Origin of the sequence: Roseovarius sp. Pro17, from assembly GCF_035599575.1 — a bacterium.
Classification (GTDB): domain Bacteria; phylum Pseudomonadota; class Alphaproteobacteria; order Rhodobacterales; family Rhodobacteraceae; genus Roseovarius.
In genome coordinates this window covers 859556-871402 of record NZ_CP141179.1, presented here as the reverse complement: position 1 = coordinate 871402, position 11847 = coordinate 859556, and the positions used below count along the sequence as shown (strand labels likewise).

Annotated in this window: 12 protein-coding genes; 6 read left to right on the top strand and 6 right to left on the bottom strand. The window is 58.3% G+C overall.

Annotated features, from left to right (window positions below):
- Positions 1–33: 33 nt before the first annotated feature.
- The gene (locus tag U3654_RS04215; RefSeq protein WP_324754111.1) at positions 34–528 is read right to left on the bottom strand and encodes a DUF1772 domain-containing protein; all 495 of its coding nucleotides are present in this window, start codon (positions 526–528) and stop codon (positions 34–36) included.
- 72 nt (positions 529–600) lie between these two features.
- On the opposite strand from U3654_RS04215, the gene U3654_RS04210 reads away from it, so the two are divergent.
- Together U3654_RS04210 and U3654_RS04205 are read left to right on the top strand one after the other, a co-directional pair.
- Positions 601–1191: a TetR/AcrR family transcriptional regulator gene (locus U3654_RS04210; protein ID WP_416384553.1), complete on the top strand. Its 591-nt coding sequence runs from the start codon at positions 601–603 to the stop codon at positions 1189–1191.
- 37 nt (positions 1192–1228) lie between these two features.
- Positions 1229–1945 carry an SDR family oxidoreductase gene (locus U3654_RS04205; protein WP_416384552.1) on the top strand — a complete coding sequence of 239 codons (717 nt, stop codon included), beginning with the start codon at positions 1229–1231 and terminating at the stop codon, positions 1943–1945.
- A 132-nt stretch (positions 1946–2077) separates the two neighbouring features.
- On the opposite strand, the gene U3654_RS04200 is transcribed toward U3654_RS04205, so the two are convergent.
- Positions 2078–2518 carry a MarR family winged helix-turn-helix transcriptional regulator gene (locus tag U3654_RS04200; RefSeq protein ID WP_324754108.1) on the bottom strand — a complete coding sequence of 147 codons (441 nt, stop codon included), beginning with the start codon at positions 2516–2518 and terminating at the stop codon, positions 2078–2080.
- Between the two features lie 81 nt (positions 2519–2599).
- Here U3654_RS04200 and U3654_RS04195 point away from each other — a divergent pair, with 81 nt between their 5' ends.
- The 4 genes from U3654_RS04195 (at position 2600) to U3654_RS04180 (ending at position 5237) form a co-directional block, all read left to right on the top strand.
- Positions 2600–3040 (top strand): hypothetical protein, encoded by a 441-nt coding sequence (locus tag U3654_RS04195; protein WP_324754107.1) that lies wholly within the window; start codon positions 2600–2602, stop codon positions 3038–3040.
- Between the two features lie 158 nt (positions 3041–3198).
- Positions 3199–3645: a hypothetical protein gene (locus U3654_RS04190; RefSeq protein ID WP_416384551.1), complete on the top strand. Its 447-nt coding sequence runs from the start codon at positions 3199–3201 to the stop codon at positions 3643–3645.
- Positions 3646–4195: 550 nt separating this feature from the next.
- Positions 4196–4393: a hypothetical protein gene (locus tag U3654_RS04185; RefSeq protein ID WP_324754105.1), complete on the top strand. Its 198-nt coding sequence runs from the start codon at positions 4196–4198 to the stop codon at positions 4391–4393.
- Positions 4371–5237 carry a site-specific integrase gene (locus U3654_RS04180; protein WP_324754104.1) on the top strand — a complete coding sequence of 289 codons (867 nt, stop codon included), beginning with the start codon at positions 4371–4373 and terminating at the stop codon, positions 5235–5237. Before U3654_RS04185 ends, U3654_RS04180 begins: the two co-directional genes overlap by 23 nt.
- 435 nt (positions 5238–5672) lie before the next feature.
- On the opposite strand, the gene U3654_RS04175 is transcribed toward U3654_RS04180, so the two are convergent.
- The 4 genes from U3654_RS04175 to U3654_RS04160 are packed head-to-tail and all read right to left on the bottom strand — an operon-like array spanning position 5673 to position 11771.
- Positions 5673–6065, bottom strand: coding sequence for a hypothetical protein (locus tag U3654_RS04175; protein WP_324754103.1), 393 nt, complete (start codon positions 6063–6065; stop codon positions 5673–5675).
- A gap of 57 nt (positions 6066–6122) precedes the next feature.
- Positions 6123–7931, bottom strand: a complete 1809-nt coding sequence (locus U3654_RS04170; RefSeq protein ID WP_324754102.1) for a caspase family protein — start codon at positions 7929–7931, stop codon at positions 6123–6125.
- A complete protein-coding gene (locus U3654_RS04165; protein WP_324754101.1) occupies positions 7912–9957 on the bottom strand; it encodes a C1 family peptidase in 2046 nt (681 codons plus the stop codon). Before U3654_RS04165 ends, U3654_RS04170 begins: the two co-directional genes overlap by 20 nt.
- Complete coding sequence (locus U3654_RS04160; protein WP_324754100.1) at positions 9954–11771, bottom strand: heme peroxidase family protein; 1818 nt, start codon at positions 11769–11771, stop codon at positions 9954–9956. The genes U3654_RS04165 and U3654_RS04160 overlap by 4 nt, the downstream gene beginning before the upstream one ends.
- Positions 11772–11847 lie beyond the last annotated feature (76 nt).

Genomic DNA, 11847 nt, shown 5'->3' with positions numbered 1-11847 from the left:
GTATGAGGGTTTGGGGGTGGTTCAGGGCCGAATTCAGCCGCTGGCGAGCACGACAGTGGCGATAAGCAGACAGGCGGCAGCGAGGGCCGCCGCAATGGCGCGGACCCAGTTCCAGAAGCCCCAGCGGGATACGAAATGCTGCCAGTGGTCAGCGGCCTCGACGCTTTCCAAATCCAGCCGATCAAGCCGGATGTTCATCGGTACGTTGAAGACCATCGTGACCAGAAACGTGCCGACAAAGTAGATCGTGCCACCCGCCGCGATCCATGGACCCGCGCGTCCGGTCTCACCGAACAACGCATAGGCGACCAACAGTGGCGAAACGACGGACATGCCGATCAAAAGCACCATAAAGATCGTTCGCATGACCCTGCGGTTGATGATCTGCATGGCCTGGATGCCGCCCGCCTGTCGGACCTCGGACAGGGATGCCAGCACGAAATCCGAGAAGGCCAGAAAGACACCGGCGACCAGCGCATAGGTGATCACGGATATCTGGGCGGCGATCAAAATGTGATCTTGAGACATGGGTTACTCCTTGGCTCATCAACTTGACACCGTGTCAATTGACAGCATGACAAGTAGACATTACTTTACATTATGTCAAGTGATTCATCAGATACCCGAACCCGCATTCTAAAAGCCGCCCTTGACCTGCTGGAGGAAGGCACAGGCAGTGCTGTGCGCATGTCCGATATCGCCAAAAAGGCCGCCATCAGCCGACAGGCGATCTACCTGCACTTCCGGACGCGGGCGGAATTGCTGATAGCGACGACGCATTACCTGGATGAGTTGAAGGACTTGAACGCGCGCCTCGTGGCGAGCCGGACGGCTGCGAGCGGGGCTGCGCGCCTAGATGCGTTCGTCAAGACTTGGGGGAACTACATTCCGGAGAACTACGGCATCGCGAAGGCCCTGATGGCGATGCAGGACACCGACCAAGAGGCCAAAGCGGCGTGGGCCACCCGCATGCAAGACATGCGCGAAGGCTGCGAAGCGGCGATCAACGCCTTGAGAGATGATGGGACGCTGTCACCCGATTACCAGCCGGAAGAGGCAACCGATATGCTCTGGACAATGCTGTCAGTCCGCAACTGGGAGCAACTGACGATCGATTGTGGTTGGTCGCAGGAAAAATACATCGAGACACTCAAGTCCATGGCGCAGCGCCTTTTTGTGAAGGACACATAACACGTCGATCCTTGACGTTGAAAACCGCACTGTTCTTGTGACCGGCGGGGCACGCGGAATCGGCCGTGTGATCACCCGCCAGTTGGTTGACCTTGGGGCCACGATTCTTATCGTGGGGCGGAACAAGAACGACCTTGATCGGGTGGCGAAAGAACATCCCGAACAGATTGTCGGCCTGTGCGCCGATCTGTCTGACCCGTCCCAGGTCGATCACCTGATCAAGCGGATAACGGAAAACCACCCCGAGATATCCGTCATGGTCAACAATGCCGGTGTGCAGTTCGAGGCTGATCTCCTGTCACCCGCCGCGCAAGACCACATCGCAAACGCGCGTACCGAGATTGCCGTCAATCTGGATGCCCCCGTCGCCCTGACCATCGGCTTGCTGCCAATCCTACGCACGCACGATCATGCCACTGTGGTCAACATAAGCTCTGCCCTCGCCATCGCGCCGAAGGAAGCCTCCCCGGTCTATTGCGCGACCAAGGCCGCGATCCGCAATTTCTCCAAATCGCTGCGATACCAATGCGAAACCAGCGCGCCGAACATCCGCGTAACCGAGGTGCTAATGGCGCTGGTCGATACCGATATGACCCAGGGCCGAGGATCGGGCAAGATCACGCCGAAGGATGCCGCTGCTAATGTTCTTGCGGGCATTCGGGCCGGTCGGTCCGAAGTCTGGGTGGGCAAATCAAGGCTGTTGCGGATTCTGGATCGTATCAGCCCTGCACTCTCGCACCGCATACTGCGATGAGGCCACAGAGCGGCTTATGGAATGATGATAGTTGCCACGAATTCGGCCGCTTTTGGCCCACCGATTTTGGTAGGGGGTTTATATTCGCTGTGTGGGACAAGGCCGCCGGTCGCAATGGGTGTGTTACGCAGGCTAAAACGCGCTCGGCTGCTGCCTGCTGGCAATGATCCTTTGCATCAAGTCGATGAACTGGCGCTGTTCGCTCTGTGAAAGCGCGGCCAGGGCTGCGACATTCTCCGCCATCGCCGCCTTGATCGCAGGGATGCGCAGGGCACGGGCGTGATCGGTCAGCCAGATTCTTTGCACACGACCGTCGTTGTCGTCCCTTTCGCGCCGGATCAGCCCGTCACGCTCCATTCGGGCCAGCGTGTTGGCCATCGTCGCCTGTTCGATGTCCAGCCGTTCGACCAAGTCCTTCTGCGTCAACCCGTCGCGTTCCCACAGTTCCAGCAAGGCCGGAAAGGTGCCCGTGGTCAGGCCCAGCGGCTTGATCCGCGCCGTCAGCCCTCGCGCGAACTGCCGCGCCAAGTGATTTGCGAGATATCCCGCCGATTGCTCTTTGGTGAATTCCATGCCCTTCCCATAACACTTGAATAGCCTGCTATGCAATGTTATATAGCGGGCTATATATTTCTGAACGGAAGGAGCAAGACAATGCCGAAAGCCATCCACCCCATCGCAGGCGCCATCGCCTTCATCACCATCGTCGGCTTCTGGCTCTCCACCGCGATCTCCGAGCTCTTCATGGGCGCGCAGGTCGTCACCACCGTCAAGATCATGATTCCGTGGGGGTTTTTCATCCTGCTCCCGGCGCTGATGGCCGTCGGCGGATCGGGCTTTCGCTTGGCCAAGAAGATGCGTGGCCCGCTGGTCACGGCGAAAAAGAAGCGCATGCCATTCATCGCCGCCAACGGCATCCTGATTTTGATCCCCTCGGCGCTCTACCTGTCATACAAGGCGCAGGCCGGGGCTTTGGATGCCGCCTTCTATGCCGTGCAGGCCGTCGAACTGATCGCGGGCGCGGTGAACATCGCGCTGCTAGGCCTCAACATGCGCGACGGTTTGCGGCTAACGTGCCTATGTTGGGATCGCTAGTTGGCAATCTTCTGACTTCTAGAGTTGTCGCGGGGATAATCTGGGGAAGCTTTGCGCTCTTCCTTGTAGTGCCAGGCTGGCGTCTTCTTTGGAAGCTACCTTTGGTGGGGCCATGGCTCGCAAATCGCTTCTTTCCTGACTTGAACGGCGAGTGGGTTGTGACTATCCAGTCCAATTGGCCAATTGTGGGACGCTTGAAAGACGCTGCCGCCAGTGACGAAATCACATTTGACCCCTTGAAGGACGAAAGGCCTAGCCTGCAAGAAACAATCTTTGATGTGAAAATCAAACAGACGTGGTTTCGGACTGACGTGGCCTTCTTACGGAATGAAACTACCCCATTGCTCAGTTCCGAAACAGTCTCTGTTGAATTTTTTAAGTCCGAGAATGGAAACAAGTCGGTAGCAGGGGTTTACGAACAGACCAACAAGCAAGACAACACGCAGCCTCTTGCCGTAACGGACCAACCGAAGTTTTATGGGTCTGCGGTACTCACCCTGAACGAAGATGCGACCAAAATAGCGGGCCAGTATTGGCAAAACCGCTCATGGGGCCTGGGATTGAATGCTGCTGGCCTGATCACAATGAGAAGATCCACCAAGTAGCTAACCTATTTCACAACCATAGATGTCCGCTTTTCGTGTTGTACCCTAGTCCGTACGCCATCGCAGCGAAAGTCCGGAATCCGCCGTCTATGTTATGCGCCCAGCTATGCTGATCGAACAGCCTCTGCCAAGTGACTAAAATGTCGATTTTTCCAAAGTAGAACTCATATCCACAATGGCCAGAACCGCTGCGATATTTGAAGTCTACGCGCTTCTGGCCATTGTTACCTTGGCGCTAGGTCACCCTAGGAGCATTAAAAAAACGGAAATCTGTATTCGCTTTGGCCAGAAGCGCTGCGATATTTGAGGTCTACGCGCTGCCGACCAAAGCTATCATACACCGGATTTTCATTCAGCGAATGCTGAACTCGAATTTAGGCCGGTTCCGAAGGATTACGCGATACACAGCTCATGACGCGGCATTGTCACTGAGACTTAGCGGCAGGATGAAAGCCGAAAGACCGGCAATTCGTTGGGAATACGCACACTTTCGGCCATGCCCGGTCGGCACGCGAAATACCCTCTGCTGAACGCCTGAAAGGAGGTCATTATGGTCAATCGTCCAAATGAGAAGAACGAATGCCTCAAGCGCCGGTTTGTGGACTTCCGAAAGTATGCACGCCAGCTTTCCGAGAAGTCGCTCGACAGGGAGTTGGCTGCGCTTGAACGTTTCGACGTCTGGAACGGTCGCAAGGATTTCAGCAAATTCCACATCGAATGGGGCGATGGGCTTCCGCACCTATCTTGAGCAGGTCAAAAGTTCGACCGGTAAGCCTCTGAGCAAATCCACTACTCGCGCCATTCTGGCAACCTTGCGAGAATTCACGCTCTGGCTTTCTCAGCAAGATGGATTTCGCAGTCGTATTCGGGCGTCGGGCGCTGATTACTTCAACCTCTCCCGCCGCGATGAAGCCGAAGCCCGCGCCGCTCCCACGCGTCCAGCACCCAGCGTGAAACAGGCCAAACGGGCGCTTGAGATGATGCCCGCGAACACCCCACGCGAGATGCGCGACAAGACGGTCTTTGGTTTGCTGTGCCTGACCGGTATTCGGGTAGATGCGCTGATCTCTTTGCGTATCAAGCACGTCGATCTTAAAGAGAAATCCGTTGCACAAAACCCGCGCGAGGTGGTGACCAAGTTTGGAAAAAATATCGATACCTTCTTCGCAAGAGGTTTCCCGGAGGCCGAAGCCGCGCTGTTCGCATGGATGACACATCTCGACGACGAAGACCTTTATGGCCCGGACGATCCGCTGTTTCCGGCGACTGCTATTGCAGCGAACTCCAACACCGGCTTTACCGCAGAGGGCTTCGAGCGTCGATCTTGGAAAAGCACCGAACCGGTCGGCAAGATCGTCAACACCGCTTTTGCTACCGCAAGCCTTTCGGAATTCGGACCGCACGCTTTCCGCCACGTGCTAGCCCGCCATGCAACCAAGACCTGCCCCTCAGTCGCAGAAATCGTCGCAACATCCCAGAATCTCGGCCATACTGACGTGCTGACCACTCTGCGTAGCTACGGACAGATCAGTCGCGAGCGGCAGCGCGAACTCATTACAGGCGAGTCAGCGGATGATGTTCTAGAGGATTGACACCGAGAGCGGGTAAGGCGGCGTCTCAAGTGGGAACAAATGTGGGAACGCAGTCAAGAAAAAAGAGAATTAATGATAAAATTCAATACCATAACGAAAGATAGTGGCGGATCGACAGTCCGCCATATCTGCATGATCTTCATTTATTATACTTTATCTTCAAGAGTTTATAAATTCCCACACAGATGAATGTGTGGCAAATTGTGTGGCATCCAAATGGCTGAATAGCGTTGGTTGCGGGAGCTAGATTGGGACACTGTTTCACAAAACCCGCCAACGTTCGCATTGAGCGGTCAATTGGAGGCTAACCAGTGTACGGTCGTGGCGCAGGACGTCCCGCCCGATTCATTTCTCGCTGATCTGGTCGGATTGATTCACGCCGCGTAGCAGGAAATGAGTGGCGCTGACGTCGACGCAGAGCCCCACATGACCCTTTCAAATGTCTGGACTCTCACGCCAGAAACACAAGATCGCGCCAAAACAGGGGACTATCGGCCTCCCAAAACGCGCCCAAGCGATGGACGCGTAAGGAATAGTTGGCAGCGGTTCATCCGGCATAGACAGGGCAATGCAGGTTTGAACGAAATCGGCGCACCGAGGCACGGCCGCCGGATCGCCTGCCGTGCCCCCGTCGCTGGCCAGAAAATCGGTCAAAGTCCGATTGTGCAGGCTTTCGTGCAGCCCCATCATCTGCTGCGCCTTATCCATCCACGGAGTACCGTCGTGCAATGCCGCCCCATCCAGTGCATCGTCGAACAGGACGCCGGCGGTATCGGTATCTATCAGACCACTGACGGTAATGCCGTGCGCGGTCTGAAACGCTTTCATGGCGGCGAGGGTGCTTCAGCAGCGCCCGCTGCATCATGTCGGTGGTGATCCGGCCCCTCATACTGAAAAGACACGCTGGCCTTCGAACGCCGGATCGGGGCGGCCCACGGACCAAAAGTTTGGGCTTTGCCAAGTTGGCATGCGTGCGGCACAGCGGTCGCGGAAGGCCTTGTATCCTATGGGGTCGCTGGTTTCGGCAAGTGTTTCCAAGATCGACGCGGTGAAGAGGCCGTTGCCCAGATCCTCTTGCGCCTTTTGGTTGGACTGGCAGGCCGACACTTGCAGCACACTGGCCGCCACCGGGAACGTCAGTTCATGGTATGGCGTCGCCAGCCCCGGTCCAGGCTGCGACGATGGCAGGCTGCGATAAAAATCGGCGTTGTTTCGAAAGACCTGCGCGGCCACGGCCAATGGCATCATCCGGGTCTTGCCACGTGTGGGGCCGTCCTGCGCGGCCAGATCCACGGATGCCCGCAACATGGACCCCGAGTGGCAGCAATCGAAGACCGCCAGCACGCGCACGCCTTCGGCAAAGTCGGACCAGATCTTGTACAGTTCATCATCAATCAATTGAGCGTCGTAAAGGCAGAGAGTTTCGTCCAGGATATCGCGGTCGGGGCCGCCAGATTCGTCATCGTTGAAATCCTTCACCTGGCCACCGTGTCCGGCGTAGCTGAACATGAAAATATCGCCCGCCTTCAGCGTTTTTGCCGCATCGGCGCAGGCTTCGATGATGGCGTCACGGGTGGCCTCGTGGTCCTTCAACTGGGTGCGGTTCGCAAAGCCCCCATCATGGGCGATTGCGTCCATGGCATCTGCATCGGCAACGCAGAAATCCAGATCAATCAGACCGCCGCCGTAATGTCCCTGATCGACCTTGTTCAGTCCCACATGCAGCGACACCGACGACGGCGTGGATGCGCCGCGCGATTTGTGGCCAAGCGCCTTGATCCCATCCGAAAACTGCTTTGCTACATCGCGATATCCCTCGTTGGTTGGATGCAGCTCGTCATGCCAGCGCGCACCCCCGACCGTGCCGCGCAGGTTCAGGAAGGTCACGTGGGAATGGCGTCGGGCCAACCCTGCCATCGCGTCATTGAACCGATCCATCATGATCTTGGCGATATCGACCTGGATCCTTGCATCCTTGATCCCGTTGGCAATCATCGGTTTGCCCAGCCATTTGCCCTTGTTCGGAACCGCGAAATCATAGCCGTGGCACAAGATCCGCACCTTAGGGTACCGTGCGGCCACGTCGCGATAAATCCGGTCGAATTGCCCCAAAGCGGTCGCCACAAGTTGGTCGAAACTGGGCAGGAGATAGTCACGAGCCGCCAGGTCAGGATTAAATTTGCGCAAGTGACGCGACAGATCGCCATCGGCCACCAGATCGTTGCCACCGCCGGACAGCAACAAGATCGTGGCGCCCGTCTGTTCGATTGCTTTGCGGTATTCGGCGCGCGCGGCCATGTTGGCCAGCGTGTCGCCCCCGGCGGACAGCGAAAAAACCGCGTATTCCTCCATCAAGACATCAATCGTATCGCGTAGCAAGATCGGGAACTGGAACCAACTGTCACCTTCTTCGACGATGATCGGGCCCTTGTAATCGCCCTTTGACAGCCTTCGGAAAAACCTTGCTTGTCGGCTCTGGCGTTCGATCCAGTTGGCCCCGTTTAAGAGCAGCGCGGATCGTGTGGCGGCATCATCGGTATCAGGAATAACTACGCGGTCCGGGTTGAGCGTGATAGCGGGCGCGAATGGGTCTGATGCATCCACATCTTCGATAAAATAGGGGGCCAGATCTTCGGGCTGGGTGCCCGGCTCGGCCATCTTCTGTGACAGCTCTTCAAGTGTGATCTTGATCATGGGATTCATCCTTTTGCTGAGAGTCTTCGGAGATGATGGCCTGCAGGTTTGCCAGTATCTGTGCATGGCTTTCCTTGTGGGCGATGACGTGGGCTTGAGTGTATCGGCGGCGGCGCTCCTCGGCCGGTTGCTTGGCGTGGTCGGGGGTCTTGATCTTGCGCACGTCAACGCCCGCAAGCAGGCCGCCCGGTTCGGTCAATTGCGCCGCACCCCACCGCTTGGCGGACATGCCGATGAAACGGTCGCGCGCTTTGTCGGCGCCTTCGAACCCGTAAAGGACCAGATCCAGAATCGACCGGGAATAGTGCCCGACCGTCAGCTTCCGCTCAAACCCCCAGGATGGCACCCACAGCGTTACGCGCGCGGCGTCCTTGATCGGCTTGCGCGCAGCCAACTCGGCCACTAACGGGCCAAAGGCGGCGGCGAAATCATCCGCGCGGATCGTGGGCGCGATCAGCGTCAACGACGACACCACATCAAAGAACGCCCGGCGCGTGCCCGCGATGTCTTTGCCGGGGCCGCCCGTATGCAGAGACAGCAAATATTGCTCCAGCAACAGCACTCCTGCCCCGTCCGCCGTCAGGTGCAGCTTGGCCCCAGTGGCGGCGAAGTGATCAAACAACTCGGCGGCGGCGCCGTCCTGTGTCACGGCCGGTCTGTGCATATGCGCGTGGTGCCCAGCGCGCCTGGCGGCGCGTTTAATGTCGCGCCAGAATGCGCGGCCGATGCCGGATGTGGCGACCTCGATTTCGTCGTTCAGGTCGGGGCTGTGGACGCCAACCTTTTCAACTGCAGTATCAAACAGATGCGCCAGAACCGATGTGGTGCTTTCTACCATATCGTTGCACCAGAACAGGGTGTAGGGATACATGCCCAAGCCGTCTTCCAGCGCTGGTCGACGGCGCACCTCGGACAAGAAAGCCGCGCCGATGCCCAGAAGCGATCCGGGCAGGGAGATATGGACAGGACGGTCCGGCTTCGCCGCCATGCGCCCTGCGGTCAGCGCGACCGAGCTGCGCGATGACGCATAGCTGCCACCGGTGACGTGGTCGCCGTCATCCAGATGCGCGAAATGCCCCAGAAGCTGATGCGACGGCGCCGATCCCGCCTGAAGAGGGCCATCGTCGAAAAAGATTCCACGCCGTGAATGGGAATATGTGAACGCCTCGGGGGACGGAACACCCAGACGCAAGACCCATGCATCCAGCACGTTGATGGACCAGTCTTCGTAACTCCACAGCGCGACGCCGTGCAGAAGCTGGCCCTCGGATCGATACCCACCCCAATCGCGGCCCCAGGAATTCAGCACGAGAAAGCCACGGTCGTTATATCCCACCGCAACGAAGGCGTGGTTTTCCGCCGGAGTAGGGTCTGTTGGGATCGCTCCATCGGTCACCTTGTGCCAGCCCCGGTGGGTGGTGGCCGAAACAAAAATACAATCGGCTTCGGACAGGGCCGCGTGGTAGTCGTTCAGATAGGACCGCACCCGGTAATAGGCACCCAGCGTCGTGCCCCGCGCGCCCTTGGCCCGGTCGGGCGACAGCACGGTTTCGTCCTTCTTGTCCGGCCACGCTGCTTCGGGGCAGACCCCGTTGTGATAAAATCCCTTGATAACGGACCGCAGCGATGTGACCCCGACAGGGCCGGTGGCACCCGGACCGCGTTCTTGCTGAACGCCCATCTGATAGAGCATCCTTGCGGAGACCGGAGCGGGCCGCTCAGCTCTGGCACCGAGCGCGCGGATGCGGTGCATATCGATCAGATTGGCCAGCGCCTGGCCCGCACAAGTGCCATCCGTCCCCTGGTCGCGCAGATGATAGGGCAGAGCATGGGTCTCGCTGCAAATCCGACCGACAAGCGCGGGTTCGGATTCCGCACCCAAAGGGTTCAGTGATGGCTCGAAAAACCGGTCCCGCAGATCGGTGGGATCAGCGCGAAGGACGCGATCCTTTTGGGATGGTTGAGGCATGGGGCTAACCTTGATCTGGTCGGTGCCGCCCTCATCGGGCAGCACCAGTTGCGTCACGCGTGAACGCCACCTGCGCGCATCATCGCGGCAAGACTGTCGATGGGCGCACCATTCGGCTGCGCGACATCGGCGGGTGTCCAACTGCCGAATGCCCCCTGGTTCAGATAGCTGCGCTCATCCGTGACCAGCAGACCGATCAGTGTTTCGGCCACGATACGGCTGCCCAAGGCGCCGAGATGTGCGCCATCTGCCATCACTTCGGCCTCTTTCAGGAGGTAAAACCAAAGCGGGGTGCCGGTGTCGAAACAGCCGCCCGTTACAGCGGCCTGCATGGCTGGACTGCCTTGGGCGATCTCGGCCGCGCTAAGTTCGGGGATCTGGATATCCTTGTCGTAAAGGCAACGGATCATTGCTTGGGCGGTCGGCAGGTTGAACACGTATCCACGCCGCAGATTGCGTTCTGCCAATCGCGACATCATGATATTCGGGTCGTTGTTTTCCAGACTGTTCAGGGCCAGGGCCAACCGCGTGTCTATCTTGCGCGCCACTCGGTTGGACATCGGTGACGTGCCGATCAGCCGGTCCCACTCGGCGATCCAATTGTCGGGCAGGGTCGGCGCACCAAGCATGCCGCCCCCACCAGTGAACTGAAACATCTGCCTGAACGAGGCGCGCCCATCGCCGGTATCGTCTGCGGCACGACCGAAGTTGCGGTTATAATCGTAGTCAGCCCGCACCATGGAATGGCCATACCGATACGCCGCAACCGAAAATTCGATTGGCATAGGCCGCACGCCTTCGGGCACGTCATCCTTATGGATGTCGTAGAACGCCGAATACAACGGCGCTTTTTCCGCCAACACCTGATCCACCACGGCAGAGTCGCACACCGTTTTCAGAAACACGTTCACCACAAGCCATTGATAGATATGTGTGACCTGGCTGCGGGCGGCACTAAAGATTGCATCGTCCCCGATCATGCCATCCGAACGCAGCTTGTCGGCAATCGCGTTGTGCAGCCGCAGGATGCTTAGGTGAAACTGTGCAACCAGCAGGTTTTCGTCATTGCGCCCGTCGCCGATCAGGGCCAGGCGGCGGACCTCCTCGTCGGATTTGCTGCCATCCGCGTTGAACAACTCGTTCACCTCGGCCATGGTCAGGTGGCCGCTGTCGATGGCTGCACCCACGCGGGGCAGATCTGCGCCGTTGTCGACGGGCAGCGGGGGCCGCTCGAACCCCGGCACTGGTGTGACAGTGCCGAGCCGCATTTTGACCGCATCGGCGGGGTCGCGCAGGGCGGCTTCCAGTTTTTCGGCAGATGGACTTTGACCGGGACCATCACCGTACACGCTGTCCAACTCCAGGCGCCCTTTGCGCAGGTTTAGCTTGACGGTTTCGGCCACATCGCGCGATTGCGGAGCGATATCGGGCCGGTCAATGTTGAAATTGCCAGCTTCCGTTCCGGGCGCTTCTTCGCGGTCGGTGTTTGCAGTGATGTCGTGGTCGATGAACTGGCCAAAATAGGTAAAGACCGGCGGCATGGTAGATTCGCCCGCCTCGTCCTTCTGATCAAGGTCGGCTTCGGCCATTGCATCGGCCAATGCTTTGATCTTTGCGCCGGCGTCGTCGATTTCGACGACCGGATCGGCATCCTTACAGTAGTACCGGAAGGCCTGTCGTGGTTGCAGACCAGGTTCGGGCGAGGGATCGGGGTCTGGCACGGGATAGGTTGGGACGCGCCTGAATTCACGCGACTTCGAGATACTGGCGACCTCGTTGAGCGAGATATAATCGCGACCGCGCACATCTCTGCGACCGCGGGATTTGGGTGTAGCCTCGATGATCTGGCCGTGTCCAAGTTTATAAAGCATGATTTTGGCTCCTGAATGAAGCCGGAAATTGGGACGCGCTTAAAATACTGAAAAGAAAAGGCAGGTCTTACGCGTC

Excerpts from the sequence above, each read along its gene's own strand:
- U3654_RS04210 (WP_416384553.1), top strand. The coding sequence starts at position 601 with ATGTCAAGTGATTCATCAGATACCCGAACCCGCATTCTAAAAGCCGCC.
- U3654_RS04175 (WP_324754103.1), bottom strand. The coding sequence starts at position 6,065 with ATGAAAGCGTTTCAGACCGCGCACGGCATTACCGTCAGTGGTCTGATA.
- U3654_RS04160 (WP_324754100.1), bottom strand. The coding sequence starts at position 11,771 with ATGCTTTATAAACTTGGACACGGCCAGATCATCGAGGCTACACCCAAA.
- U3654_RS04215 (WP_324754111.1), bottom strand. The coding sequence starts at position 528 with ATGTCTCAAGATCACATTTTGATCGCCGCCCAGATATCCGTGATCACC.
- U3654_RS04180 (WP_324754104.1), top strand. The coding sequence starts at position 4,371 with ATGGGCTTCCGCACCTATCTTGAGCAGGTCAAAAGTTCGACCGGTAAG.
- U3654_RS04170 (WP_324754102.1), bottom strand. The coding sequence starts at position 7,931 with ATGATCAAGATCACACTTGAAGAGCTGTCACAGAAGATGGCCGAGCCG.
- U3654_RS04195 (WP_324754107.1), top strand. The coding sequence starts at position 2,600 with ATGCCGAAAGCCATCCACCCCATCGCAGGCGCCATCGCCTTCATCACC.
- U3654_RS04185 (WP_324754105.1), top strand. The coding sequence starts at position 4,196 with ATGGTCAATCGTCCAAATGAGAAGAACGAATGCCTCAAGCGCCGGTTT.
- U3654_RS04200 (WP_324754108.1), bottom strand. The coding sequence starts at position 2,518 with ATGGAATTCACCAAAGAGCAATCGGCGGGATATCTCGCAAATCACTTG.